The following is a 26191-nucleotide window of genomic DNA, read 5'->3' on the forward strand; positions in this document are numbered from 1 at the left end:
GCAGACATCATTAAGTGAGGAGCTCATTCATGGCTGTTGGTCTTGGTCCTTTGCCAACGTTGCACCCGGTTGCCGGTTTTGAACTCGGTATTGCCTCGGCTGGTATCAAGCGCCCGGGGCGCAAGGATGTCGTGGTCATGCGTTGTGCCGAAGGCTCCACGGTCGCTGGCGTGTTCACCCTGAACGCCTTTTGCGCAGCGCCGGTGATCCTGGCCAAGCAACGTGTGCAGGGGACGGTGCGCTACCTGCTGACCAACACCGGCAATGCCAACGCCGGTACCGGTGAACCCGGTCTGGCCGCCGCCGAGCGCACCTGCGCCAAGCTTGCAGAGCTGACGGGTGTCGATGCGAACCAGGTGCTGCCGTACTCCACCGGTGTGATTGGCGAGCCGCTGCCAGTGGAAAAAATCGAAGGTGCGTTGCAAGCGGCCCTCGACGATCTGTCGGTCAACAACTGGGAAGCCGCCGCCACCGGCATCATGACCACCGATACCCTGCCCAAGGGTGCCAGTCGCCAGTTCCAGCATGATGGCGTGACCATCACCGTCACCGGCATCAGCAAAGGTGCAGGCATGATTCGCCCGAACATGGCCACCATGCTCGGCTACATCGCCACTGACGCCAAAGTCTCCCGCGAGGTGCTGCAAAATCTGATGCTGGACGGCGCGAACAAGTCGTTCAACCGCATCACTATCGATGGCGATACCTCGACCAACGACTGCTGCATGCTGATCGCTACCGGTCAGGCCGCGCTGCCGGAAATCACCCGCGCCGAAGGCGAGCTGTTCGCCAAACTCAAGCAAGCGGTGTTCGAAGTGTGCATGGACGTGGCCCAGGCCATCGTTCGCGACGGTGAAGGCGCAACCAAGTTCGTGACCGTGGAAGTCAACGGCGGCGGCAATCACCAGGAATGCCTGGACGTCGGCTACACCGTGGCTCACTCGCCGCTGATCAAGACCGCACTGTTCGCCTCCGATCCGAACTGGGGCCGCATCCTGGCCGCCGTCGGCCGTGCCGGCGTACCGAACCTGGACGTGAGCAAGATTGACGTGTTCCTCGGCGAAGTGTGCATCGCCAGCCGTGGCGCCCGCGCCTCGACCTACACCGAAGCCCAGGGCGCGGCGGTGATGCAGCAGGAAGAAATCACCATCCGTATTGAGTTGGGTCGTGGCGATTGCAGCGAAACCATCTGGACCACCGACCTGTCCCATGAATACGTGAAGATCAACGCCGAGTACCGTACCTAAGATCGCGTCGACCCCATCGCGGGCAAGCCCGCTCCCACAGGATTTTCAGTGGACACAAGTTTTGTGTACGGCAGGACCAATGTGGGAGCGGGCTTGCCCGCGATGGCGGACGACCAGACGCTAGCTATTCTGGCTTGTTCCTCTGACGAGAAGGCACCAAAAACATGAGCCTCCACCTGATCATCGGCGACAAACTGCTTTCCTCCTGGTCCCTGCGCGGTGCCCTGGCCCTCGATCTGGCCGGCGCTGCCTATACCGAAGAGCTTATCAAGCTGAACCAGCCGGACACCCGTGAGCGCCTGCTCAAGCATTCGCCGACCGGCAAAGTCCCACTGCTGAAGACCGAACACGGCACCATCGCCGACTCCCTGGCGATTGCCGAATACCTGGCGGAACAATTCCCCGATGCGGCCCTGTGGCCCAAAGACACCGCCGCCCGTGCCCAGGCGCGTTCGGCGTGCGCACAGATGCACAGTGGTTTTTTTGCCATGCGCGGCAATATGCCGTTCGACCTGAGCCATGACGCGCCGCTGGCGCCAGTGCCGGCTGATGTTCAGGCCGATATCGAGCGTATGTCAGCGTTGTGGGCCGAGTGCCGTGCCGCAGCCACCGAAACCGGTCCGTATCTGTTCGGGCGTTTAACGCTGGCCGACGTATTTTTCGCACCCATCGCCGTGCGCCTGCGCACCTATCAGGTGAAGTTGTCGGCAGTCGACGAAGCCTATGTTGAAGCCGTCTACCAATGGCCAGCGTTCAAGGCTTGGCAGAAGGCCGGACTGGAGGAAATCGAGCGGTGAAACGAGTACACGTAGCCGCTGCCGTTATCCGTGACGGTAGCGGCAAAATCCTGATTGCCCGCCGTGCCGATACTCAGCACCAGGGTGGCCTGTGGGAGTTTCCGGGTGGCAAGGTCGAGGCCGACGAATCGGTCGAAACCGCGCTGGCCCGTGAACTGAAGGAAGAGTTGGGCATTGTGGTCAGCGCAGCGCGCCCATTGATCAAGGTCCGTCATGATTATCCGGACAAGCAGGTGTTGCTGGATGTCTGGGAAGTCTCGGCGTTCACCGGCGAGCCGCACGGCGCCGAAGGTCAGCCACTGGCCTGGGTATCGGCGCGTGAGCTGTCGGGTTACGAGTTCCCCGAGGCTAACCGGCCAATCGTCGCCGCCGCCCGGTTGCCCGAGCAGTACCTGATCACCCCGGAAGACCTGGAAACCCCTGAGCTTCTGCGGGGCATCCAGAAAGCCATCGCTGGAGGTATCAAGCTGATCCAGCTGCGTGCGCCGAACGGTTACGACCCGAAGTATCGCGATCTGGCGGTGGATGCTGTGGGTCTGTGTGCCGGCAAGGCGCAGTTGATGATCAAGGGGCCTTTCGAGTGGCTCGGGGACTTCCCCTCCGCAGGTTGGCACATCACTTCGGCACAATTGCGCAAGTATGCGGCCGCGGGTCGACCGTTGCCCGCGTCGCGCTGGTTGGCGGCGTCCTGCCATAACGCTGAAGAGTTGGCGTTGGCCGAAGAGATGGGGGTGGACTTCGTGACCTTGTCGCCCGTGCAGCCGACCCTGACGCATCCGGATGTTCAGCCATTGGGTTGGGAGCAGGCCTCAAGCTTGATCGAAGGCTTCAGCAAGCCGGTGTTTCTGCTCGGAGGCGTAGGCCCGGCGGAGGTACAGAAGGCTTGGGCGGCGGGTGCCCAGGGGGTAGCGGGGATTCGGGCGTTCTGGCCTGAGGACTGACGTTTCAGTAAGGCTACCGGCCTCTTCGCGAGCAGGCTCGCTCCCACATTCGACCGCGTACTCGGTCAACTGTGGGAGCGAGCCTGCTCGCGAAGAGGGTCTGACAGGTGCCGACTAAACCTCCGGTTTCGCAGCAGGTTGCCACAAAATCTCGGCAATCCCCTGGCGCCTGGCAATCAACCTTGCCGCCACAAACAACAAATCCGACAACCGATTGATGTAGGCCAAACCCACCCCGGCCAACGGTTCCAGCGCATTCAGATGCTGACAGCGGCGTTCAGCGCTGCGGGCCAGGCTTCTGCACATGTGGGCTTGGGCAATCAAGGCCGAACCGCCCGGCAAAATGAAATTCTCCAGCGGTCCCAACTCCTCATTCCACAGATCGATCGCCGCTTCCAGCCGTTCGATTTCCGCGGCGTTCAACGCCTGATATTCCGGCATCGCCAGTTCACCGCCGAGGTCGAACAGCCGATGCTGACAAGGTGCCAATACCTCGAACACTTCCTTCAGCCCCGGATGTTCGGCGCTTTCCACGGTCAGCCCGGCCAGCAGTACACCCACCTGACTGTTCAGCGTATCCACTTCGCCGATGGCCTCGATCCGCGGGTGGTCCTTGGGCACGCGGCGGCCGTCGCCCAGGCCGGTTTCGCCTTTGTCGCCGGTGCGGGTGTAAATCTTCGACAAGCGAAAGCCCATGGATTACCTCGATAGCTGATTGAGTTCTTGAGAAACGAGCGGGGTGCCCGCCAAGGGCAGACGCAAGGTGAAACAGGTGCCTTGGCCCAGCGTCGATTGCACTTCCATCTGACCCTTATGGTTGTTGGTGATGATGAAGTACGACACCGACAGACCCAGGCCTGTGCCCTGGCCAATTTCCTTGGTGGTGAAAAACGGTTCGAAAGTGCGCTTGCGCACGTTTTCGCTCATGCCGATGCCATTGTCTTCCACCTGGATTTCCGCCCAGGGCGGATTGAGCCGGGTTCGCAGGATGATTCGCCCCGGCTCGCTGTCGTCTTCGCGCAGGTGAATGGCCTGGGCGGCGTTTTTCAGCAGGTTGAGCAGCACCTGTTCCAGTTCGTTGGCCGTGCCGGGCACCGGGCCCAGCGCCGGATCGAACTGGCGAATGATGGCCTGGCCCTTGAAGTCGAAGCCGATCGCCAGGTCGAAGTCGTTACCGGCGATCTCCACCGCTTGGTCGATCAGCGCCGGCAGATCGCAGGGGGCCATTTGCCGGGTGCTGCGGCGGCTGAAGCTCAGCATATGAGTAACGATCTTCGCCGCCCGGGCGCCGGCCTGTTGAATGCCATCGAGCAGCTGCGGCACTTCCCGTGCTTGCAGGTAGTTGTTGACGGTCGACAGCTCGACGCCGACCTGTTCGGCCTGTTCGAGGTTTCTTGGCAGGTCGGGAGACAGCCGCCGGCGGATGTTCTGCACGTTGTGCAGGATGGCCCCCAGCGGGTTGTTGATCTCATGGGCCATGCCAGCGGCGAGGCCGCCGACGGAGAGCATTTTTTCCGACTGCACCATCATTTCTTCCAGCGATAGACGCTGGGTGATGTCATCGATCCGGATCACCACGCCACGCCCGGCACCGCCCATCAGTGGATAGAAGGTAAGGGCATAGTGCCGGGCGTCATCGTCCTTGACCCAGGTGACACGCTCGATCTTGGCGACGGTGTGCTGTTCGACGGTTTGTTTGAGCTGCGGTAGAAAGGGCTTGAGCGGCTCGAAAGCGAGGAAGATTGGCTGGTTCAGGGCTTCGTCCAGGCGGGTGCCCGAAAGAGCACTGGCTTCCTGGTTCCATTGGGTTACGTAGAGCTGTTCGTCGAGGGCGATCAGCGCCGAGGGCATGGAGTCGATGATGCTGTTGAGGTAGTTCTGGAATCCGGTGAGTTTTTTCTCGATTTTACTGCGCACCTGGACTTCGAGTTCCAGCTTGCGATTGGTGTGCCGGGTTTCCTCGGCCAGGCCCTGGGCCTGGTCGTACGCGGCCTGGGAGTCATCCCGCGCCCGTTTGAGTTGCTGCTCCCGCGCCTCGATCCGCGAGAGCATGGTATTGAACGCTTCGGCAAGGCTGCCGATTTCGTCGTGGTTGCCGCGAGAAGCGCGCAAGGCGTAGTTCTCTTCCCGGGTCACTTGCCGGGACAGCTCTTCGAGTTGATGGATGGGGCGAGTGATCAGGCGCTTGATCTGCCGTGCGATGACCAGCCATAGCAGCACACTGAAGATCAGGATGCCGAGGCTGGCGGTCAGGGTGCCGGTGTAGAACGCCATTGGCAGTTCGCTGCTGGCGACCAGTAATAGATGACCGGGGGCCGTGCCAGGGCGGGGCAGGGTGATGACCTGGTTACTGCGAAACTCGGTGGCTTGCCAGGATTCGATGTGTCGGTAACGTTCTGGCAGGCTCAGATGATCGCCATGCTGCAGCTGGGCCAGACGCTCGCCCTTGCCGTCATACAGGGCCGCGGCACGCAGCGGCGAATAGCTGTTGAGCTCGTCGAGCAGGCGTTGCGCGCTTTGGGGCGATGCCAGCGCTTCAGAGATCAGGCTCGGATTGGAGACCAGGCGGCCAATGGTTTGCAGGGCCTGGGGCGCCATGCTTTCCTGGGAAATGTAATACGCGGCGCTGATAAAGGTCAGGTTGGCGACCAGCAGGACAGTGGTCAACAGCACCAACAGGGCGGCCAGCAGTTTCTGGCCGACAGGAAGGTTTTCAAGGCGCTGGCGCAATGGCATCAGGTTTATCGCTGCAGAGGAACAAGTGGCCAGCGTAGCCGCTGCTCAGTCGATGGGCAATCCAAGGCTGTCCAGGCGGGCGATCAGGCGTTGTTGCAACTGATTGAGGTGTGGCAGGTTCAATTGGTGTCGGGCTGCGACTTTGCAGGCATGACCCAGCAGATAGCTGATTTCGGTCCGGCGACGGTTGCTGACATCCTGGTACATCGACGAGTAATTCGCGGCGGTGGCGTGGATTACCCGTTCAACTTCCTGTTGCAGGTTTTCGGCGGCTGCAGGCTGGCCGCATTGCTCCAGCAGTTCGGTCAGTTCGCCGCAGAGGGTGGCGACTTCACAGTGATGCTCCTGCAGGCCGCCGTTGCGGCACTCATGCAGTACCGTCAGCGGGTTGATCGCACAGTTGAGCGCCAGTTTGCGCCACAGTCGCGTCAGGATTTCGGTGCTCCACTCATGGGGAATTCCGGCGGCGTCCAGGTCATCCAGCCAGATCGGCGCGACGGGATGACCGGCATCCCCCAACCAGGTGAACCCATGGCCGGCGAACACCACGCGCCAGTCGCCATCGCGGAAGGCACCTTCGGTGCTGGAGGCATAAATGCAGCGCGCCTGCGGCACCTGTGCCGCCACGGCATCCTGACTGCCCAGGCCGTTCTGCAACAGAATCAGCTCGGAACCGGGAGCCAGGCGTGGCGCCAGCTGCGCCACCGCCTGTTCGGCGTCGTAGGCTTTGCAGGCAACCAGCAGGCGCTGGATCGGTTCCTGGTTGTCGGATGTTTCGGCGGGTACCAGGTAGCGCTGCGCCTCTCCGCGCTCGACCAGTGTCAGCCCTCCAGCCGCCTCGTACGCCTGTAGGCGCGCGGTATCGCGCACGATCAGCCGCACCGGCACTCCGGCCCGAGCCAGGCGCGCGGCCCACAACGTGCCGAGACTGCCGGCGCCCAGGACATGCCAGGTGGTGGACATCAGCTTTTTGCTCTGTTTGACGCGCGCATGGACGGCTCGCAGTGAATGATGGGAAAGACCCGTTATAATCAGCGCGGATTTTTACCGCAAGCCAGGCGTGCTCATTGGTGCGCCTTTATTTGGAGAGATTACATGCCGTCGTTCGACGTGGTATCCGAACTGGACAAACACGAAGTCACCAACGCGGTCGAGAACGCCGTCAAGGAACTCGATCGTCGCTATGACCTGAAAGGCAAGGGCAGCTTCGAGTTCAAGGAAAAGGACCTGACCGTCAACCTGACCGCCGAAGCGGATTTCCAGCTTGAAGCGATGATCGAGATCCTCAAGCTGTGCCTGGTCAAGCGCAAGATCGATGTGCAGTGCCTTGAGGTCAAGGACGCTTTTGCCTCGGGCAAGCTGATGAAGCAGGAAGCCGTCCTCAAGGAAGGCATCGACAAAGAGCTGGCGAAGAAGATCGTCGCTCACATCAAAGACGCCAAACTCAAGGTCCAGGCCGCCATTCAGGGTGAGCAAGTGCGGGTCACCGGCAAGAAGCGTGACGATCTGCAGGAAGCCATTGCGGCGCTGCGCGCCAAGGAATTTGGCATGCCGCTGCAGTTCAACAACTTCCGCGACTGACGCACACAGCGGGAACCTCTCGGCGTTTTCGGCGTCCGAGGCCCAAGCAACGGTAGAAACGGTCGACCCGGCAAGGGCTCGATCTTTTCTGCCGTTTATTTTTCGCGTGCCGCTTGGCCGGAAAATCAGGAGAACGTAGATGGACTTGAATGCTGAAGTAGATAACCTGGTCAAGGTGTCCCAGGCCTGGATCCCGATGATCATGGAATATGGCAGCCGTGTGCTGCTGGCGGTGATCACCCTCGCCATCGGCTGGTGGCTGATCAATAAGGTCACGCAAAAGCTTGGCGGCCTGATCGCCCTGCGTAACGCCGACCTGGCGCTGCAAGGTTTCATCAGCAGCCTGGCGAACATCATTCTGAAGATTCTGCTGATTGTCAGCGTGGCGTCGATGATCGGCGTGGAAACCACGTCGTTCGTGGCGGCCATCGGTGCGGCAGGTCTGGCCATCGGCCTGGCCTTGCAGGGTAGTCTGGCGAACTTCGCCGGCGGCGTATTGATTTTGCTGTTCCGTCCTTTCCGTATCGGCGATTGGATCGAAGCCCAGGGTGTTGCGGGTACGGTCGACAGTATCCAGATCTTTCACACCGTACTGCGTACGGGCGATAACAAAACCATCATCGTGCCAAACGGTAACCTGTCGAATGGCATCATCACCAACACCAACCGTCAGCCAACCCGCAAGGTGGTGTTTGATGTGGGTGTGGATTACGAAGCTGATTTGCAAAAGGCCCGTCATGTATTGCTGGATTTGGCCAAGGATCCACGTGTTTTGGCAGATCCTGCGCCTCAAGCAGTCATTTCGACGCTGGGTGACAGTTCAATCACTGTTTCCCTGCGTGTCTGGGTGAAAACAGCGGACTACTGGGATGTGATGTTCATGTTTAACGAACAGTCCCGTGATCGATTGAAGACTGCCGGTATTGACATTCCATTTCCACAGCGGGTTGTTCGCGTGGTCCAGGAAGCATCGGTACAGTAAGTCTGCTGTCACTAGTTACTTCAAGAGCCCAAGGGATTAATAGTCTCTTGGGCTTTTTTGTGACTATTGATCGATTCATTGCAAAAAGTACTAATGTTATTCAAGGAAGTTGTTTGCTGCTGCGTTCGGTATGTGGCAGGCATAAAAAAACGCCCACCTGAAGAGGTGGGCGTTTTTTGATCAATAGTACTTCCGGTTTTACACCCTGATTACAGGATGTTCAGCGGGTACTCGATGATCAGACGGGTGTCGTAGTTGTCACGCGAGTAACCGCTGTACGCACCGTTTGCACGGTAGTTGGCGAAACGAGCACGGAAAGACAAGTCTTTGGCCGGGCCTTCCTGCACAACGTACTTGGACTCCAAGTTCCACTCGTTTTCCTTGCCTTCACCCAGACCGTTGGTCTCGATGTTGTTACCCATTACGTAACGGGTCATGAAGCTCAGGCCCGGCACGCCGTAGGTAGCCATGTTCAGGTCATAGCGAGCTTGATAGGATTTCTCCTCGCGGCCCACGAAGTCGGAGATCTGGATGGAGTTGGAAACGAAGATGGTGCTGTTGCCGTCAACGCCGTAGTAGTAAGCGTTGTCGCCGCTGGACTGTTGGTAAGCCAGGGTGAACTTGTGGGCGCCGATGCTGTAAGCGGCAGCCAGGGACCACAGGTTGTTGTCCACGCCCAGGGTGCCGTCGCCGATAGCGTCAACCAGGTCACCGCGGTCGTCGCCCTTGGTTTTGTAACCGTTAAGGTCGAAGTTCAGGGACTGATCGTCATTGATCGGCAGGGTGTAGTTCAGGTTGAGGTAGTACTTCTTGAAGTACTCTTCAGCATCCGACGCAGCAATGGCACCGGTGAAGTTGTCGGTGAAGGCGTAGCTGGCACCGAAGATGTTGATGCCGCCGCTCAGGCCTTTGCCGTGGTTGCCGTCTTCATCAGGCAGGCCAGCGACGCTGTCATGACCCATGCCGGTTTGGGCGCTCAGTGCGGTGAAGCGACCGGCACTCAGTTCCAGGCCTTTGATTTCCTTACTGGTAATCAAGGTACCTTCAGCGACTTCTGGCAGCATACGGCTGTCATCGGTAGCAAACACAGGGCTGGCAACGAATTGACGGCCGTATTTCAGAGTGGTGTCGGAGAGACGCAGTTTGACTGCACCGCCAACCTTGCCCTGGGATTTTTCTGGGTTGTTTTCGCTGTCGACAGCAAACAGGCCGTTACCACGGTGGCCAGTACCGCCATCGAGTTTGACCGAGCCCATGGCCATGGCGTCGAGACCGAAACCTACGATGCCCTGAGTGAAGCCCGACTCGTAAGTCAGCAGTTGGCTAAGACCGGAGTCCTGACGATAGCCGGAGGTGGCGTTGTTGCTTGCACCGTTTTTGAAGTCACGGTTCATGTATTCAAAACGGGTTTTCAGTTTCAGGCTCGAATCTTCGAGGAAACCCTTGGATTCATCCTGGGAAGACGCCACTGCGAACTGCGAGGTGCCTGCTGCAACAGCCAGTGCGATCATGCTCCACTTCATCACGCGCATCGTGATTTGCTCCTTTGGTTTTTAGAAGAGTACTGCCGCTCCACCTGTTTTATTATCTGGGCGGCTCTTTCTTTTTGTGTCGGCGCAAACTTATATCACGCCGACAATGTTGGCGATACTTGCGCATCTAACCTTTCAGCATCTTTACGACCCTGTCGCAATCAGCTTGCTAGATGTCGCAAATTTACAGCCCCGATGCAACCGGACTGACAACTTTAGTGCTGTTTTTCTAGGCTGGTGCGTCGGTAAAAAGAGTCCCTGGTGAAACGTTTGAATCTCCATCGGGCTACCCTGCCACTGTTTTATTTAGTCTCAAGGCTTCCACTTCCAGCGGTGCCTTATAGACGATGTGGGTGTGAATGCAAAAAACGTGCACAAATCAGAAACCTGCCGATGTTTTTTTCTGAATGGCCGCCTGGCGCTGTAAAAACCTCATAAATCCGGGGGGTTCATCGTACTGGTATTTGGGCTTGACGCCGTTCTTTGCATCGTGTTGACCATGCTGTTACCGCCCCGTGACAACCAAAAATGTTACCGGTTCACCCCGTCAGTGAGTAATTGGCGGATGTTCGAAGGATTCAGCGTAGACGCACTGTGCGGTTTTGGTGCAAAAAAATTCAATCGCTGTACTGAATTCATACAGTTCGGCGTTTTCCGACGTTTGAACGAACCGTTATCTGTCAGTCATTTCAGCGTTTTTGTGGTCGGCGCTGGTTCCGTATTGGTGCATTTTGGCGCCAGGTGTTACATCCCGGGGCGGATTGGGGGCTTGTCATCCCTTCAAGGGCTGTGCCGTGGTTCGGCGTGAAGGTAGCTGCGTTCGCAGGTATGCTGCCGTCCAGTCGCTTGGCGCGCGGTCTCTCGAGAGGGGCGCTAAGCTGAAAAATGATGGCTTCACGGGAGTGCGCGCAGTGTTCGCTTTAGATCCACGACTTCAACAAGACACCTTACTGATCGGTGATTTCCCGCTCTGCCGGTTGCTGTTGTCCAACGACTCGAACTATCCCTGGTTCATCCTGGTACCTCGTCGCGACGATATCAGCGAGATATTTCAGTTGGATGGCGCCGATCAGCAACAGCTATGGCGGGAAACGAGCGCATTGGCAGAAACGCTCAAGGATTCGTTCGATGCTGACAAGTTGAATGTCGCCGCCTTGGGTAATGTGGTCAGTCAGTTGCACATGCATGTGATCGTGCGCAAACGAGAGGATGCCGCCTGGCCGGCTCCGGTCTGGGGCAGGCACCCGGCCAAACCTTACAATGCCGAGCAGGTCGCCGCGATTCGCGAGCGGTTGCGTCTGGTGTTGACCGAAGATTTCACGTTTCTGGAGGGTTGAATCATGAGCCTGGAAGAACGCGTTACCGATCTGGAGAGCCAGTTGGCGTTTCAGGATGACACCATCCAGGCATTGAATGATGTGCTGGCTGCGCAGCAGAGGGTCGTTGAGCGCCTGCAGTTGCAAATGGCAGCGCTGCTTAAGCGTCAGGAAGAAATGGTCGGCCAATTCGAGTCTTTCGAGGAAGAGGCGCCCCCACCGCATTACTGAAATGCAGGCATTAAAAAACCGCGAACAGCCGGGCTGCTCGCGGTTTTTTATTGCCTTGAATCAGCGTCGCGGCAGGGCAGCGATCACATCTTCGGCTTGCAGGCCCTTGTCACGATTCATGACAGAGAACTCCACACGTTGGCCTTCGACCAGGACGCGGTGGCCTTCGCCGCGAATGGCCCGGAAGTGCACGAAAATATCGTCGCCGGAGTCGCGGGAAATAAAGCCGAAGCCCTTGGAGGTGTTGAACCACTTGACGGTGCCGGTATCGCGGTTGCTCATGTCATAGCTTGGTGCGGCAGTGGCTGGTGATGATTTGTAGAAGCCGATGGCCAGGTGCAGGGCAACGGCGATCAGCGCTGCGATCAGGCTGAATAGAACGGCAGGTTGGCCGGCAATCACAGGCATTGGCGCAAGCAGCGTCAGGATTTGCAGAACCACAGCCAGAATCAACAGTGCGCTGACCAGGTTTTGCAGTTGATGGCGCGTGCCTTTGTTCCAGTTGGGGATGACTGGAGCGAGGGTGAGGTTCAGCAGGCCAAACAAGGCCAGGTACAGCGCATCGGGTTGTTGCAGGTAAGGTACGGCTTCGGTTCGCAGGCTAGGGATGAAGGACAACAGCAAGGCTGCTGCGCCCGTTAGCAGGTGGACGATTTTCAACATTTTGATTGACTCACGTTAAGACGGATCACAAGGAAGAGCTGACGGGGTACGGTTCGCTTCAGAACAATAAGAAGAGGCGTTGAGCACGTATCCGGTATCAGCCTATGCGCAGTGCCCGGAAAATAAGGGCGTCAGCGACACAGCGCCTATTTAACAGCAAAGCTTGTGGCTACTCAAATCAAGGAGTCCAGCGGTGCATCGGAGGCGATTTGTCGCAGGTCGGCGGGGTGTCCATGGCTGCAGCGTAACCACAGGCTTGCTAGAGTGGTCCTGCACCTGTTGGATGAATTTCATCACCTTTAGGGGATAAATATGGCAATCGATATCGGTATCAGTGAAGAGGACCGCAAATCCATCGTCGACGGACTTTCGCGCCTGCTGTCGGACACCTACGTACTTTATCTGAAAACCCATAACTTCCATTGGAACGTCACCGGCCCGATGTTCCGGACCCTGCACCTGATGTTCGAGGAGCAATACAACGAATTGGCCCTGGCGGTCGATTCGATTGCCGAACGGATTCGCGCCCTCGGCTTCCCGGCGCCTGGCGCGTACTCCGTTTACGCAAGGCTGTCCTCCATTAAAGAAGAGGAGGGCGTGCCGGCCGCCGAAGACATGATCAGGCAACTGGTCGAGGGGCAGGAAGCGGTAACGCGTACGGCTCGCGGCATTTTTCCCTTGCTCGACAAAGTCAGTGACGAGCCCACGGCCGACCTGCTGACCCAGCGTATGCAGGTTCACGAAAAAACCGCATGGATGCTCCGCGCCCTGCTGGATCAGTAACAGGTTGGCGCGCGGATGATGCCGTGATGGTGTTGTTCGCGCGTTGCCATTGCCTGTCGAAAAAACACCTGCCTACGGAGTGAGTTTTCACTGGGTGAGGTAGGAAAAATCCGAGAGTGAAGCGCTCTCCGTGATCTTCCATCAGTTGTTGGCTTCTCCTACGCGGATGGTCCAAAAGTCATCTGGATATAACTTTGCCCTCGCGGTTTTATAAGTGCACAGACCCTTATGGAAACCAGGGATGGCAAAGGAGTGTCAGTGGTATGGTTTATGACGTCAGGCAGAAGGAAGGGCGGCTCGGTCCGCTGAAGGACATCAGGATCGATCCATTTGTCAGTGAGTTCGATATGGGGCTGGCTCAGCCCTTGTCACGGTCGGTGCGGTTGAATGGTTTCGCCACCTGTTTGCGGCTGGAGCAGGTTTACTGGGATATTTTGAGCGAAATGGCCAAGGTTAACTGCTGTTCGGTCAGTGCGTTGTTGTCTCACGTGGATCGCGAAGTGCATTTGCGCCATGGCGGGGTGAAAAACTTCAGCGCGCTGGTGCGGGTGGTCTGCGTTGTGCACAGCCTCAAGGAAGGCAGTTGCGCGGTCATCGCTCAGTCCCGGCAATGAAGGGTGGCGTGTCGATCTGTGCAGTCTTACGGCTGCACAGGCTGCATTTAATGGATATAATCCCGCTCTTTGCCGCAAAACCCAGCGTGCGCGGTAGCAATCTGATCGCCGAGACAACCCCCATGCCGATGTACGATTACCAATGTGCTTCCTGTGGTCATCAGTTGGAAGCCATTCAAAAGATCAGCGCCGCGCCGCTGGTCGACTGCCCTGCGTGCCAGGCACCAGAGCTCAAGAAGATGCTGTCCATGCCGGGCTTCCGCCTCAGCGGTACTGGCTGGTACGAGACCGATTTCAAGACCGGCTCCAAGAAGAACCTGGCCGGCGGCGACAAAGCTGACTAGGGTTCATGCTCTGCATTGAGCGCCTGAACTGAACCAAACATGTGAGCGCTTGCATCGTCGGACACCCGATATGTGCAAGGTCTCCACCGAATGACGAATTATAGAAGTGAATCCACGACCATGATGCGCAGCCATTATTGCGGCCAACTGAACGAAAGCCTGGAAGGCCAGGAAATTACCCTTTGCGGATGGGTCCACCGTCGCCGTGACCACGGTGGGGTGATTTTCCTCGATATCCGTGATCGTGATGGTCTGGCCCAGGTGGTGTTCGATCCGGACCGCGCTGAAACCTTCGCCGTCGCCGACCGCGTGCGCAGCGAGTACGTGGTCAAGGTCACCGGCAAGGTTCGCCTGCGTCCGGCCGGTGCGACCAACGCCAACATGGCGTCGGGCATGATCGAAGTGCTGGGCTATGAGCTGGAAGTGCTGAACGAAGCGGAAACCCCGCCGTTCCCGCTCAATGACTACTCTGACGTTGGCGAAGAAACCCGTCTGCGCTACCGTTTCCTTGACCTGCGTCGCCCGGAAATGGCCGAGAAACTGCGTCTGCGCTCGCGCATGACCACCAGCATCCGTCGCTACCTGGACGAGAACGGCTTCCTCGACGTCGAGACGCCGATCCTGACCCGCGCTACCCCGGAAGGTGCTCGCGACTACCTGGTGCCAAGCCGTACCCACGCCGGTTCGTTCTTCGCCTTGCCGCAATCGCCGCAGCTGTTCAAGCAACTGCTGATGGTCGCTGGCTTCGATCGTTACTACCAGATCGCCAAGTGCTTCCGCGACGAAGACCTGCGTGCCGACCGCCAGCCGGAATTCACCCAGATCGACATCGAGACCAGCTTCCTCAATGAAGAAGACATCATTGGTCTGACCGAAGGCATGATCCGCAACCTGTTCAAGGAAGTGCTGGGTCTGGAGTTCGGCGAATTCCCGCACATGACCTACGAAGAGGCCATGCGTCGTTATGGTTCGGACAAGCCGGACCTGCGTAACCCGCTGGAACTGGTTGACGTTGCCGACCAGCTCAAGGACGTCGAATTCAAGGTCTTCAGTGGTCCGGCCAACGATCCGAAATGTCGTGTGACCGCACTGCGCGTTCCGGGCGGTGCAAGCATGCCGCGCAGCAAGATCGACGACTACACCAAGTTCGTCGGCATCTACGGTGCCAAGGGCCTGGCGTACATCAAGGTCAACGAGCGCGCCAAAGGCGTCGAAGGCTTGCAGTCGCCAATCGTCAAGAACATCCCTGAAGCGGCCTTGAATGTGATCCTGGATCGCGTAGGCGCAGTCGATGGCGACATCGTGTTCTTCGGTGCCGACAAGGCCAAGATCGTCAGCGAAGCCTTGGGCGCGCTGCGGATCAAGGTCGGCCACGATCTGAACCTGCTGACCTGCGAGTGGGCACCGATGTGGGTTGTCGACTTCCCGATGTTCGAAGAGAACGACGACGGCAGCTTCACCGCCTTGCATCACCCGTTCACCGCGCCGAAGTGCACCCCGGAAGAGCTGGAGGCCAACCCGGCCGCCGCGCTGTCCCGTGCCTACGACATGGTTCTCAACGGCACCGAGTTGGGTGGCGGTTCGATCCGTATCCACCGTAAAGAGATGCAGCAATCGGTATTCCGTCTGCTGGGTATCAATGAAGCGGAACAGGAAGAGAAGTTCGGCTTCCTGCTCGACGCCCTGAAATACGGCGCGCCGCCGCACGGTGGCCTGGCCTTTGGCCTGGACCGCCTGGTGATGCTGATGACCGGCGCCCAGTCGATCCGTGAAGTGATCGCCTTCCCGAAAACCCAGAGCGCGGCGGATGTCATGACTCAGGCGCCGGGTCAGGTAGATGCCAAGGCATTGCGCGAACTGCACATTCGTCTGCGCGAAACGCCTAAGGCCGAGTAAGGCTGACCTGAAGGGCGCATCTGCGGATGCGCCCTTTCTTTATAATGGGAACAGGTCGAGATTTTTGTTTGCCGGCCGGCGCGGTACCGCGCGGCGGGCAATGATTCAAAGAGAATTCGGAGCGAGTTATGGCAGGTCATTCCAAGTGGGCGAACATCAAGCACCGCAAAGAACGTCAGGATGCCAAGAGAGGCAAGATCTTCACCAAGTGGATTCGTGAGCTGACCGTTGCTGCCCGCCAGGGTGGTGGCGATCCGGGCTCCAACCCGCGTCTGCGCCTGGCCTTGGACAAGGCTCTGGGTGCGAACATGAGCCGCGATATCATCGATCGCGCCATTGCCCGTGGCACCGGTGCCGCCGACACTGACGACGTGGTCGAGTTGACCTACGAAGGTTACGGCCCTGGCGGCGTGGCGGTGATGGTCGAGTGCATGACCGACAATCGCAACCGCACCGCGGCGGCAGTGCGTCATGCGTTCAGCAAATGCGGCGGCAACCTCGGTACCGACGGTTCGGTGGCATATCTGTTCGAACGTAAGGGGCAGATTTCCTTCGCGCCTGGCGTCGATGAAGATGCGCTGATGGAAGCGGCCATGGAAGCCGACGCCGATGACGTGGTGACCAACGAAGATGGCTCCATCGACGTGTTCACGTCGTTTGCCGGCTTCTACTCCGTGCGTAACGCGCTGGAGGCGGCGGGTTTCAAAGGTAACGATGCGGAAATCGTCATGCTGCCGACCACCAGCGCCGAGCTGGATCTGGAGGGCGCGGAAAAAGTCCTCAAGCTGATCGACATGCTCGAAGATCTGGATGATGTGCAAAACGTCTACTCCAACGCGGATATCCCGGAGTCGGTGGCTGCACAGCTCGGTTAAGAGCGACTACGATCCCGTGTGGGAGCGAGCCTGCTCGCGAATGCGGATTTTCACCCAGCATCGTTGCTGAATTTGAAGTCGCTTTCGCGAGCAGGTTCTCTCCCACATTTGTTCTTCGCTGTCTTTAATAGCGTGCATTTACTTAACCCGCAGGCTTTATGACTTTAATCCTTGGTATCGACCCCGGTTCGCGCATCACCGGTTACGGCGTGGTACGCGATACCGGGCGTGGCTGTGAGTACGTGGCCTCCGGTTGCATTCGCACCGGCGCTGGCGAGCTGCATGAGCGCCTGCAGATTGTCTATCGCGGGGTGCGGGAGATCATCCAGACCTACAAACCTGTGACCATGGGGATCGAAAAAGTCTTCATGGCGCGCAACGCCGATTCCGCGCTGAAGCTGGGGCAGGCGCGGGGTGCCGCCATCGTGGCGGGCGCGGAGGAAAGTCTGGAAATCGCCGAATACACGGCGACGCAGGTCAAGCAGGCGGTGGTCGGCACCGGTGCCGCCAACAAGGAGCAAGTGCAAATGATGGTCATGCACATGCTGAAGCTGACCAGCAAGCCGCAAATCGATGCCTCGGACGCCCTGGCGATCGCCATTTGTCATGCTCACACCCGTTCCAGCCTGTTGCCCCATGGCTTGGGGGCGGCACGCAGTCGTGGCGGGCGTCTGCGTCTCTGATAGCATCAGCAGTCAATTTTAGGGAATGAGGTGTTTGCGCCTGGGTTGTCGGCGCGAAATCTTCATTCTGTCAGTCGCTGGCCTCGTGCTGGCCAACGCTCAAGGATCTGTAACGTGATTGGACGCTTGCGCGGCACTCTGGCTGAGAAACAGCCGCCGCATCTGATTCTGGATGTAAACGGCCTGGGCTATGAGCTTGAAGTGCCCATGACCACGCTTTACCGCTTGCCGTCGGTCGGTGAACCGCTGACGTTGCACACCCATTTGGTCGTACGCGAAGACGCGCAGTTACTCTATGGCTTCGTCGGCAAGCGCGAGCGAGACTTTTTCCGCGAGTTGATCCGTCTCAATGGTGTGGGGCCGAAACTGGCCCTGGCCCTGATGTCGAGCCTGGAAGTGGACGAACTGATCCGTTGTGTCCAGTCCCAGGACACCTCGGCGCTGACCAAGGTGCCAGGCGTGGGCAAGAAAACCGCCGAGCGTCTGTTGGTTGAACTCAAGGATCGATTCAAGGCCTGGGAAACCGTGCCAGCCATGTTTGCCCTGGTGCCGAACCAGCCGGACGGGCCAGCACCGGTCAATACCGCCGAGAACGATGCGGTCAGCGCGCTGATTTCCCTGGGTTACAAGCCACAGGAAGCCAGCAAGGCGATTTCCGCGATCAAGGAGAAAGGCTTGAGCAGTGAAGACATGATTCGTCGTGCCCTGAAGGGAATGATCTAAGTGATTGAAGCAGATCGTCTGATCGCCGCCACGGGTGGTCCCCGTGACCGCGAGGAAGTCCAGGACCGGGCGATTCGTCCCGTCAGTCTGGCCGAATACATTGGCCAACCGACTGTTCGCGAGCAAATGGAGTTGTTCATCCAGGCTGCCCGTGGGCGCAGCGAGTCCCTGGACCATACGCTGATTTTTGGTCCTCCGGGTCTGGGTAAAACTACCCTGGCCAACATCATCGCCCAGGAAATGGGTGTCTCGATCAAAAGCACCTCGGGGCCGGTCCTTGAGCGCCCGGGTGATCTGGCGGCCTTGCTGACCAATCTCGAACCGCATGATGTGTTGTTTATCGATGAAATCCATCGCCTGTCGCCGATTGTCGAAGAAGTGTTATACCCGGCCATGGAGGACTTCCAGCTCGACATCATGATCGGTGAAGGCCCGGCTGCGCGTTCGATCAAGCTCGACTTGCCGCCATTCACCCTGGTCGGCGCGACGACGCGGGCGGGGATGTTGACCAATCCGTTGCGTGACCGTTTCGGGATCGTCCAGCGCCTGGAGTTCTACAGCAACGCCGATCTGTCGACGATTGTCAGTCGTTCGGCGAGCATCCTTGGCTTGCCGCTGGACCCGGAGGGCGCCTTCGAAATCGCCCGACGGGCCCGCGGCACCCCGCGAATCGCCAACCGTTTGCTGCGCCGGGTGCGGGACTTCGCCGAAGTCCGCGCCAAGGGCCATATCACCAAGCCGATTGCCGACCTGGCCCTGAACCTGCTTGATGTCGATGAGCGTGGCTTCGATCACCAGGACCGACGTCTGTTGCTGACCATGATCGAGAAGTTCGATGGCGGGCCGGTTGGCGTGGACAGCCTCGCCGCGGCCATCAGCGAAGAGCGTCACACCATTGAAGATGTGCTGGAGCCTTATCTGATCCAGCAGGGCTACATCATGCGTACCCCGCGTGGTCGGGTGGTGACGCGGCATGCGTACCTGCACTTCGGCTTAAACATTCCGTCACGATTGGGTGAGATGCCCGTGGTAGACGAGTTCCTCGACGCCGTGGACGATTAATTAACTTTTGCGGGCTGAATTTTCGGGCATTGTGCTGTCCTAGGACCGTACTTTCGCGAGAAAGCCGCAGAACAATGAAAAACAGTTGCCTGGCCGGATTGGCAACCCGAGGAGTAAGCACTAGAGTATGCGCGCGCAAAACGGGCTTGAGCCTTTCGCACATCGTTGTCGCGTTTATTACGAGGACACCGATGCGGGCGGCATCGTGTATTACGTCAATTACCTCAAGTTTATGGAACGGGCTCGAACCGAGCGGCTACGAGAGCTGGGCTTTGCCCAATCGCAGCTGGCAGGGGAGGACCTGTTGTTCGTCGTGCATTCCAGCGAAGCGCGCTACCACGCGCCGGCGCGACTGGATGACGAGCTGCTGGTAAGCGCTGAAGTAATCGAATTGAACCGTGTCAGCCTGCGCTTTAAACAGCAGGTCAGGCGGGCTACGGATAATGCGTTGCTCTGCGAAGGGCAGTTTCTGGTGGCCTGTGTGCGCACCAACAGTTTGAAACCCCGGGCCATTCCCGAAGCTCTACGAGCGGCCTTTGCCGACGTGAGCGGCGCGGGTACACACTCAAAGCAGGAGATAAAGCGTGGAAGCTAACGTCGTCGACCATTCCTCCATGTGGAGCCTGGTCAGCAATGCCAGTATCGTTGTGCAACTGGTGATGCTGACCCTGGTAGCCGCATCGGTGACCTCATGGATCATGATCTTTCAGCGCAGCAACCTGCTGCGCGCCGGTCGACGCGCCCTGGAGAGCTTCGAGGAGCGCTTCTGGTCGGGTATCGACCTGTCCAAACTCTACCGTCAGGCAGGCAGCAACCCGGACCCGGATTCGGGTGTCGAGCAGATCTTCCGCGCCGGCTTCAAGGAATTCTCCCGTCTGCGCCAGCAGCCAGGCGTTGACCCGGAAGCGGTCATGGAAGGTGTGGCTCGTGCCATGCGCGTAGCCATTTCCCGCGAAGAAGAAAAGCTCGAGCAGAGCTTGCCGTTCCTGGCCACCGTCGGCTCTGTCAGTCCGTACATCGGTCTGTTCGGTACCGTCTGGGGCATCATGAACTCCTTCCGTGGCCTGGCGACTGCCCAGCAAGCGACCCTGGCCACTGTGGCGCCAGGTATCGCCGAAGCCCTGATCGCTACGGCGATCGGTCTGTTCGCCGCTATTCCGGCCGTAATCGCCTACAACCGCTTCTCCGCTCGCAGCGAAACCCTGCTGAGCCGCTACTACACCTTCGCCGATGAATTCCAGGCGATCCTGCACCGCAAAGTGCACACCAGCGAAGAATAAGCAGGTAATTTCCGATGGCTTTAATCGCTCGAGCCCGACACAAGCGCAAGCCGGTCGCCGAGATGAACGTGGTGCCTTACATCGACGTGATGTTGGTGCTGCTGGTCATTTTCATGGTGACCGCGCCGATGCTCAACCAGGGCGTGAAAGTGGATCTGCCGAAGGTTTCCAGCGAAGCCTTGCCGCAGGACAACAACACCCAGGTCCTGACCATTTCGATCAAGGCTGACAAGACCTACTACTGGAACCTTGGCAGCGAAGTCGATACAGAGAAGCAACAAGACCGCGCCATGACCCTGCCGCAGATGACTGATGCGGTCACCAAGATCATTCGCGTCGGCAACGAAGGCGGCAAGCGTACCCAGGTCTTCATCCGCGGTGACAAGAGCGTCGACTACGGTGCCGTCATGGGCGCCATGGGCGGGTTGCAGAAAGCCGGGGTCGGTAATGTTGGCTTGATTACCGAGGCGCCCTGATGCAGCAACAGCGAGAGCCGTCCGCCTCGGAAAGCTACTTCTGGCCTAGTGTCTGGGCGATTGGCTTGCACGTGCTGGTGTTCGGCATGCTGTTCGTCAGTTTTGCCTTCACGCCGGAGCTGCCGCCGGCCAAGCCGATTGTCCAGGCGACCCTGTACCAGCTGAAATCGAAAAGTCAGGCAACCACCCAGACCAATCAGAAGATTGCGGGTGAGGCGAAGAAATCCGCCGCGCGCCAGACCGAAGAAGAGCAGATGGAGCAGAAGAAGGTCGAGCAGGAAGCGGTGAAGGCTGCGGAACAAAAGAAAGAAGAAGCGGCTCAAAAGGCCGAGGAAGCCAAGAAGGCCGACGAGTCCAAGAAAGCGGAAGAGGCGAAGAAGGCTGATGAAGCCAAGAAAGCCGACGACGCGAAAAAGGCCGCCGAAGCCAAGAAGGCAGAAGAGAAACAATTGGCTGATATAGCCAAGAAGAAAGCGGAAGAAGAAGCCAAGAAGGCTGCTGAAGAAGAGGCCAAGAAAGCGGCCGCTGAAGAAGCGAAGAAAAAGATCGTCGAAGACGCGAAGAAGAAAGCCGCGGAAGACGCCAAGAAGAAAGCTGAAGCTGAAGAGGCGAAGAAGAAAGTCGCCGAAGAAGCGAAGAAGAAAGCTGCTGCCGATGCTGCAAAGAAGAAAGCGCAGGATGCGGCACGTAAATCCGCCGAAGACAAGAAGGCTCAGGCCCTGGCAGATTTGCTTTCCGACACGCCGCAGCGTCAGCAGGCCTTGGCCGATGAGCAGGGTGACGAAGTCGCCGGCAGTTTCGATGACCTGATCCGAGCACGTGCAGCGGAAGGCTGGGCCCGTCCACCTTCGGCCCGTAAAGGCATGACGGTCGTGTTGCAAATCGGCATGTTGCCGGACGGTACGGTGACTTCGGTCAGCGTGGCCAAGTCCAGTGGTGACGGTCCGTTTGACGCGTCGGCTGTAGCGGCCGTGAAGAATATTGGACGTTTGACAGAAATGCAGGGAATGAAGCCGAGTGATTTCGCTCCGTATCGTTCATTCAAGATGACATTCACACCTGAGGATCTAGCCTTGTGAGAAACCTTCTTCGAGGAATGCTGGTCGTTATCTGCTGCATGGCAGGGATAGCGATGGCAGATGAAAAAAACATTCTGGTCACCAGTGGCAGTGATCGGGCCACCCCGATCGCGGTTGTACCGTTCGGCTTCCAGGGCGGTAGCGTGCTGCCGGACGACATGGCTGAAATCATCGGTAACGACCTGCGCAACTCGGGTTACTACTCGCCGATCCCGAAGCAGAACATGATCAGCCAGCCTAGCCAGGCCAGCGAAATCATCTTCCGTGACTTCAAGGCACTGGGTGCCCAGTACATCATGGTTGGCAGTATTGTTCCGGCGGGCGGTCGCCTGCAGGTTCAATACGCACTATTCAACGTCGCGACCGAACAGCAAGTGCTGACCGGCAGCGTTTCGGGTGGTGTCGATCAGCTGCGTGACATGGCGCACTACATCTCCGACCAGTCGTTCGAAAAACTGACCGGCATCAAAGGTGCGTTTTCGACTCGCCTGCTGTACGTGACAGCCGAGCGCTTCTCCGAGAAGAACACTCGCTACACACTGCAACGTTCGGACTATGACGGTGCCCGTGCCGTGACCTTGCTGCAGTCGCGCGAGCCAATCCTGTCGCCGCGTTTCGCGCCGGACGGCAAGCGTATTGCCTACGTGTCGTTCGAGCAGAAGCGCCCTCGTGTATTCATGCAGAACATCGACACTGGTCGCCGTGAGCAGATCACCAACTTCGAAGGCCTGAACGGCGCGCCAGCCTGGTCGCCTGATGGCAATCGCCTGGCATTCGTACTTTCGAAAGACGGTAACCCGGACATCTACGTGATGAACCTGGGCTCGCGTCAGATCACCCGCGTTACCAATGGTCCTGGCATCAACACCGAGCCGTTCTGGGGCAAGGATGGTTCGACCATCTACTTCACCTCCGACCGTGGCGGCAAGCCGCAGATCTATAAGACCAGCGTGGGCGGCGGCGGTGCAGAACGTGTGACTTTCGTCGGTAACTACAACGCCAACCCTAAATTGTCGGCAGACGAAAAGACCCTGGTAATGATTCACCGCCAGGACGGTTTCACCAATTTCAAAGTGGCGGCTCAGGATTTGCAGCGCGGTAGTGTAAAAATCCTCACTGATAGCACTCTGGACGAGTCGCCTACTGTTGCGCCCAACGGCACCATGGTAATCTACGCCACCCGCCAGCAGGGCCGGGGAGTCTTGATGCTCGTGTCCATCAATGGACGCGTAAGGCTCCCGCTTCCTACCGCACAAGGCGAAGTCAGAGAACCTTCCTGGTCCCCTTACCTGAACTGACGCGGCGCTATACGTTTTACTTAACACACTGGGGTTCATTAGGAGTTTCACGATGGAAATGCTGAAGTTTGGTAAATTTGCTGCGCTGGCTCTCGCCATGGCTGTAGCTGTAGGTTGCTCGTCCAAAGGCGGCGACAATGCCGGTGAAGGCGCGGTAGATCCAAACGCTGGTTACGGCGCAAACACTGGTGCAGTTGACGGCTCCCTGAGCGAAGAAGCTGCTCTGCGCGCTATCACCACTTTCTACTTCGAATACGACAGCTCGGACCTGAAGCCAGAAGCCATGCGCGCTCTGGACGTTCACGCCAAAGACCTGAAAGCAAACGGCGCTCGCGTTGTTCTGGAAGGCAACACCGACGAACGTGGTACTCGTGAGTACAACATGGCACTGGGCGAGCGTCGCGCGAAAGCCGTTCAACGCTACCTGGTACTGCAAGGTGTTTCCCCAGCTCAGCTGGAACTGGTTTCCTACGGCGAAGAGCGTCCAGTTGCTACCGGCAACGACGAGCAGTCCTGGGCTCAAAACCGTCGCGTCGAACTGCGTAAGTAATTCGTCATGCGAACGTGCCGTCGTGCTGTAACTGTTCTGGCTCTCAGTCTCGCGCCGCTTGCGGCGTGGTCTGCGGTTCCTGTGGTCGATAATGACTCCGGCTATAACAATAGCGGGAGCAGCTATCCGCCTGCGGGTTACGGTACGAACGGCGCCTATGCCGGGGGAGGGGTTTCGGCCCCTGTCTCGGCACAGGGCGAGCTGTTCAACCAACTGCAATCAATGCAGCAACAAATCGAGCGCCAGCAAGGTGCGATCGAAGTTCTGCAAAATGATGTAGCGCGCATGAAGCAGGAAAACCTGGAGCGATACCAGGATCTTGATCGGCGCATTGGAACCGGCGTTGCACCAGCCGCGACTCCAGAGAATTCTTCTACCGGTGGCGATTTGAACGCCCCCGGTGCTGCAGCAGGTGCAGGCGCAGCCGCGGGGGCGGCAGCCGCTCAGGCACCAGCAGCGGGCAGTGAACCGGCAGACCCGGCGAAGGAAAAGCTCTACTACGATGCAGCCTTCGACCTGATCAAAGCCAAGGATTTCGACAAGGCCAGTCAGGCTTTCGCCGCATTCCTGCGCAAATACCCGAACAGCCAATACGCGGGCAATGCCCAGTACTGGTTGGGCGAAGTGAACCTGGCCAAAGGTGATCTGCAGGGTGCAGGTCAGGCGTTTGCCAAGGTTTCGCAGCTGTACCCCAAGCATGCCAAAGTGCCTGATTCGCTGTACAAGCTTGCTGATGTAGAGCGCCGCCTCGGTCATACCGATCGAGTGAAAGGCATTCTGCAGCAGGTGGTTTCCCAGTATCCGGGAACGTCCGCCGCTCAGTTGGCCCAGCGCGATCTGCAGAAAATGTAAGCCTGCTTGACCCGTTTTGAAGAAACCCGCGCTTGGCGCGGGTTTTTTCGTTAGAATTCATCCCCTTTTTCTGAAACACGCTTTTTGGGATCTGCGCATTGTCGGGGTTCCTTGAAGTGCCTGACGGAGGCGGACAGCCTGTTTAGCTGTTACGCCCGTGGCGACTATGCAAGACACATTGAGAATCACCGAAGTTTTCTACTCGTTGCAGGGTGAAACTCGGACTGCCGGCCTGCCCACTGTATTTGTGCGCCTGACCGGTTGCCCGTTGCGTTGCCAATACTGCGACAGCGCCTACGCGTTCACTGGCGGGACCATTCGCACGCTCGACGACATCCTTGAGCAAGTGGCTGGGTTCCGTCCTCGTTATGTCTGTGTCACGGGCGGTGAGCCCCTGGCGCAACCCAACGCCATTCCATTACTCAAGCGGTTGTGTGACGCCGGTTACGAAGTGTCGCTGGAAACCAGTGGCTCTATCGATATCTCGGCCGTGGATCCTCGGGTCAGTCGTGTCGTCGACCTGAAGACTCCGGGTTCGAAGGAAGCGCATCGCAACCGTTATGAAAACATTGAAGTGCTCACGCCCAACGATCAGGTGAAATTTGTCATCTGCTCGCGGGAGGACTATGACTGGTCCGTGTCCAAGCTGATCCAGTACGGTCTGGACCAGCGTGCCGGTGAGGTCCTGTTTTCGCCAAGCCATCACGACCTCAATGCTCGGGACCTGGCTGACTGGGTGGTGGCGGACAATCTGCCAGTGCGTCTGCAATTGCAGCTGCATAAATATCTTTGGAACGACGAGCCGGGGCGCTGAGATGACTGAACAACTGAACACTGCGGAAAAACGTGCGGTCATCCTGCTGTCCGGCGGGCTGGATTCGGCGACTGTCGTCGCCATGGCTCGCGCCGAAGGCTACAGCTGCTACACCATGAGTTTCGACTACGGTCAGCGTTCTCACGCCGAACTGTACGCCGCCGAGCGTGTCGCCCATGACTTGGGTGTGGTCGAGCACAAGGTGATCGGCCTGAACCTGAACGGTATCGGTGGTTCGGCACTGACCGACAGCAGCATCGACGTGCCGGAAGAGGCGGGGGAAGGGATTCCGGTGACTTACGTGCCGGCGCGCAACACGGTGTTTCTGTCGCTGGCCCTGGGTTGGGCTGAAGTACTGGGCGCTCGTGACATCTTTATCGGTGTGAATGCGGTCGACTACTCGGGTTACCCGGACTGTCGCCCAGAGTTCGTCGAGGCCTTCGAGCGTATGGCTAACCTTGCGACGAAGGCCGGAGTAGAGGGGCAGGGCTTCCGCATTCAGGCACCGCTGCAAAACCTCAGCAAGGCGCAGATCGTACAGGCTGGCGTGAAGCTCGGCGTGAACTATGGCCTGACCGTTTCCTGCTATCAGGCCGATGACGATGGCCGTGCCTGCGGCAAATGCGACAGCTGCCGTCTGCGTGCGGAAGGCTTCGCGGCGGCCGGAATCAGCGACCCAACCCCTTATTTTTGAATTATTTTAAAATAGGTGTTGAATAGTCCTTAAAAATCAGTATTATACGCGCCACCACACAGCGGGTCGTTAGCTCAGTTGGTAGAGCAGTTGGCTTTTAACCAATTGGTCGTAGGTTCGAATCCCACACGACCCACCATTT

Annotated in this window: 29 protein-coding genes and 1 tRNA gene; 25 read left to right on the forward strand and 5 right to left on the reverse strand. The window is 58.5% G+C overall.

Annotation, left to right across the window (positions count from 1 at the left end; genetic code table 11):
• Window positions 1-29 precede the first annotated feature (29 nt).
• From argJ to HNQ83_RS07680, 3 genes are all read left to right on the forward strand, one after another.
• Window positions 30-1247: a bifunctional glutamate N-acetyltransferase/amino-acid acetyltransferase ArgJ gene (argJ, locus tag HNQ83_RS07670; RefSeq protein ID WP_175388396.1), complete on the forward strand. Its 1218-nt coding sequence runs from the start codon at window positions 30-32 to the stop codon at window positions 1245-1247.
• Window positions 1248-1411: 164 nt separating this feature from the next.
• On the forward strand, window positions 1412-2044 hold the full coding sequence (locus HNQ83_RS07675; protein ID WP_175388397.1) for a glutathione S-transferase: 633 nt from the start codon (window positions 1412-1414) through the stop codon (window positions 2042-2044).
• Complete coding sequence (locus HNQ83_RS07680; protein WP_175388398.1) at window positions 2041-2985, forward strand: Nudix family hydrolase; 945 nt, start codon at window positions 2041-2043, stop codon at window positions 2983-2985. The genes HNQ83_RS07675 and HNQ83_RS07680 overlap by 4 nt, the downstream gene beginning before the upstream one ends.
• A 114-nt stretch (window positions 2986-3099) precedes the next feature.
• On the opposite strand, the gene HNQ83_RS07685 is transcribed toward HNQ83_RS07680, so the two are convergent.
• Genes HNQ83_RS07685 through HNQ83_RS07695 form a run of 3 tightly spaced genes read right to left on the reverse strand, consistent with a single transcriptional unit; the run spans window position 3100 to window position 6684 of the window.
• Window positions 3100-3681 carry a cob(I)yrinic acid a,c-diamide adenosyltransferase gene (locus tag HNQ83_RS07685; RefSeq protein WP_175388399.1) on the reverse strand — a complete coding sequence of 194 codons (582 nt, stop codon included), beginning with the start codon at window positions 3679-3681 and terminating at the stop codon, window positions 3100-3102.
• A 3-nt stretch (window positions 3682-3684) separates the two neighbouring features.
• Entirely contained in the window at window positions 3685-5721 is a 2037-nt protein-coding gene (locus tag HNQ83_RS07690) for a PAS domain-containing sensor histidine kinase (RefSeq protein WP_175388400.1), read from the reverse strand.
• Window positions 5722-5766: 45 nt separating this feature from the next.
• Complete coding sequence (locus HNQ83_RS07695) at window positions 5767-6684, reverse strand: putative 2-dehydropantoate 2-reductase (protein WP_175388401.1); 918 nt, start codon at window positions 6682-6684, stop codon at window positions 5767-5769.
• A gap of 132 nt (window positions 6685-6816) precedes the next feature.
• Here HNQ83_RS07695 and HNQ83_RS07700 point away from each other — a divergent pair, with 132 nt between their 5' ends.
• Together HNQ83_RS07700 and HNQ83_RS07705 are read left to right on the forward strand one after the other, a co-directional pair.
• Entirely contained in the window at window positions 6817-7302 is a 486-nt protein-coding gene (locus HNQ83_RS07700; RefSeq protein WP_096509333.1) for a YajQ family cyclic di-GMP-binding protein, read from the forward strand.
• Between the two features lie 139 nt (window positions 7303-7441).
• Entirely contained in the window at window positions 7442-8284 is an 843-nt protein-coding gene (locus HNQ83_RS07705) for a mechanosensitive ion channel family protein (RefSeq protein WP_175388402.1), read from the forward strand.
• Between the two features lie 209 nt (window positions 8285-8493).
• On the opposite strand, the gene HNQ83_RS07710 is transcribed toward HNQ83_RS07705, so the two are convergent.
• On the reverse strand, window positions 8494-9816 hold the full coding sequence (locus HNQ83_RS07710; RefSeq protein ID WP_175388403.1) for an OprD family porin: 1323 nt from the start codon (window positions 9814-9816) through the stop codon (window positions 8494-8496).
• Between the two features lie 911 nt (window positions 9817-10727).
• Between HNQ83_RS07710 and HNQ83_RS07715 the strand changes: the two genes are divergently transcribed.
• Together HNQ83_RS07715 and HNQ83_RS07720 are read left to right on the forward strand one after the other, a co-directional pair.
• Window positions 10728-11153, forward strand: a complete 426-nt coding sequence (locus HNQ83_RS07715) for an HIT domain-containing protein (protein ID WP_175388404.1) — start codon at window positions 10728-10730, stop codon at window positions 11151-11153.
• A 3-nt stretch (window positions 11154-11156) separates the two neighbouring features.
• Entirely contained in the window at window positions 11157-11363 is a 207-nt protein-coding gene (locus tag HNQ83_RS07720; RefSeq protein ID WP_175388405.1) for a SlyX family protein, read from the forward strand.
• A gap of 60 nt (window positions 11364-11423) precedes the next feature.
• On the opposite strand, the gene HNQ83_RS31440 is transcribed toward HNQ83_RS07720, so the two are convergent.
• Window positions 11424-12026 (reverse strand): cold-shock protein, encoded by a 603-nt coding sequence (locus HNQ83_RS31440; RefSeq protein WP_175388406.1) that lies wholly within the window; start codon window positions 12024-12026, stop codon window positions 11424-11426.
• A gap of 312 nt (window positions 12027-12338) precedes the next feature.
• On the opposite strand from HNQ83_RS31440, the gene HNQ83_RS07730 reads away from it, so the two are divergent.
• The 18 genes from HNQ83_RS07730 (at window position 12339) to HNQ83_RS07815 (ending at window position 26188) form a co-directional block, all read left to right on the forward strand.
• The gene (locus tag HNQ83_RS07730) at window positions 12339-12809 is read left to right on the forward strand and encodes a Dps family protein (RefSeq protein WP_175388407.1); all 471 of its coding nucleotides are present in this window, start codon (window positions 12339-12341) and stop codon (window positions 12807-12809) included.
• Window positions 12810-13072: 263 nt separating this feature from the next.
• Window positions 13073-13423, forward strand: a complete 351-nt coding sequence (locus HNQ83_RS07735; protein WP_175388408.1) for a ribbon-helix-helix domain-containing protein — start codon at window positions 13073-13075, stop codon at window positions 13421-13423.
• A 122-nt stretch (window positions 13424-13545) separates the two neighbouring features.
• Window positions 13546-13767 (forward strand): FmdB family zinc ribbon protein, encoded by a 222-nt coding sequence (locus HNQ83_RS07740; protein WP_010457489.1) that lies wholly within the window; start codon window positions 13546-13548, stop codon window positions 13765-13767.
• A 120-nt stretch (window positions 13768-13887) separates the two neighbouring features.
• Window positions 13888-15663 carry an aspartate--tRNA ligase gene (gene aspS / locus HNQ83_RS07745; RefSeq protein WP_175388514.1) on the forward strand — a complete coding sequence of 592 codons (1776 nt, stop codon included), beginning with the start codon at window positions 13888-13890 and terminating at the stop codon, window positions 15661-15663.
• Window positions 15664-15791: 128 nt separating this feature from the next.
• Window positions 15792-16538, forward strand: coding sequence for a YebC/PmpR family DNA-binding transcriptional regulator (locus HNQ83_RS07750; protein WP_095193170.1), 747 nt, complete (start codon window positions 15792-15794; stop codon window positions 16536-16538).
• 158 nt (window positions 16539-16696) lie between these two features.
• Entirely contained in the window at window positions 16697-17221 is a 525-nt protein-coding gene (ruvC, locus tag HNQ83_RS07755) for a crossover junction endodeoxyribonuclease RuvC (RefSeq protein ID WP_110964618.1), read from the forward strand.
• A 114-nt stretch (window positions 17222-17335) separates the two neighbouring features.
• A complete protein-coding gene (ruvA, locus tag HNQ83_RS07760) occupies window positions 17336-17944 on the forward strand; it encodes a Holliday junction branch migration protein RuvA (RefSeq protein ID WP_175388409.1) in 609 nt (202 codons plus the stop codon).
• On the forward strand, window positions 17945-19006 hold the full coding sequence (gene ruvB, locus HNQ83_RS07765; protein WP_175388410.1) for a Holliday junction branch migration DNA helicase RuvB: 1062 nt from the start codon (window positions 17945-17947) through the stop codon (window positions 19004-19006).
• A 127-nt stretch (window positions 19007-19133) separates the two neighbouring features.
• Window positions 19134-19601 (forward strand): tol-pal system-associated acyl-CoA thioesterase, encoded by a 468-nt coding sequence (gene ybgC / locus HNQ83_RS07770; RefSeq protein WP_054044992.1) that lies wholly within the window; start codon window positions 19134-19136, stop codon window positions 19599-19601.
• Window positions 19591-20286 carry a protein TolQ gene (gene tolQ, locus HNQ83_RS07775; RefSeq protein ID WP_095193175.1) on the forward strand — a complete coding sequence of 232 codons (696 nt, stop codon included), beginning with the start codon at window positions 19591-19593 and terminating at the stop codon, window positions 20284-20286. The genes ybgC and tolQ overlap by 11 nt, the downstream gene beginning before the upstream one ends.
• Before the next feature lie 23 nt (window positions 20287-20309).
• Window positions 20310-20762 (forward strand): protein TolR, encoded by a 453-nt coding sequence (gene tolR, locus HNQ83_RS07780; RefSeq protein WP_170948638.1) that lies wholly within the window; start codon window positions 20310-20312, stop codon window positions 20760-20762.
• Window positions 20762-21841 (forward strand): cell envelope integrity protein TolA, encoded by a 1080-nt coding sequence (gene tolA / locus HNQ83_RS07785; RefSeq protein ID WP_175388411.1) that lies wholly within the window; start codon window positions 20762-20764, stop codon window positions 21839-21841. The genes tolR and tolA overlap by 1 nt, the downstream gene beginning before the upstream one ends.
• 17 nt (window positions 21842-21858) lie before the next feature.
• Complete coding sequence (gene tolB, locus HNQ83_RS07790; RefSeq protein WP_175388515.1) at window positions 21859-23139, forward strand: Tol-Pal system beta propeller repeat protein TolB; 1281 nt, start codon at window positions 21859-21861, stop codon at window positions 23137-23139.
• A gap of 52 nt (window positions 23140-23191) precedes the next feature.
• Window positions 23192-23689, forward strand: coding sequence for a peptidoglycan-associated lipoprotein Pal (gene pal, locus HNQ83_RS07795; RefSeq protein ID WP_003178634.1), 498 nt, complete (start codon window positions 23192-23194; stop codon window positions 23687-23689).
• A 6-nt stretch (window positions 23690-23695) separates the two neighbouring features.
• Window positions 23696-24541: a tol-pal system protein YbgF gene (gene ybgF / locus HNQ83_RS07800; RefSeq protein WP_175388412.1), complete on the forward strand. Its 846-nt coding sequence runs from the start codon at window positions 23696-23698 to the stop codon at window positions 24539-24541.
• Window positions 24542-24707: 166 nt separating this feature from the next.
• On the forward strand, window positions 24708-25355 hold the full coding sequence (gene queE, locus HNQ83_RS07805) for a 7-carboxy-7-deazaguanine synthase QueE (protein ID WP_175388413.1): 648 nt from the start codon (window positions 24708-24710) through the stop codon (window positions 25353-25355).
• A 1-nt stretch (window position 25356) separates the two neighbouring features.
• On the forward strand, window positions 25357-26049 hold the full coding sequence (gene queC / locus HNQ83_RS07810) for a 7-cyano-7-deazaguanine synthase QueC (RefSeq protein WP_175388414.1): 693 nt from the start codon (window positions 25357-25359) through the stop codon (window positions 26047-26049).
• A 63-nt stretch (window positions 26050-26112) separates the two neighbouring features.
• Window positions 26113-26188: transfer RNA gene (locus HNQ83_RS07815), tRNA-Lys, on the forward strand.
• Window positions 26189-26191 lie beyond the last annotated feature (3 nt).

This window comes from Pseudomonas sp. C2B4 (genome assembly GCF_013359695.1).
Lineage (GTDB): Bacteria > Pseudomonadota > Gammaproteobacteria > Pseudomonadales > Pseudomonadaceae > Aquipseudomonas.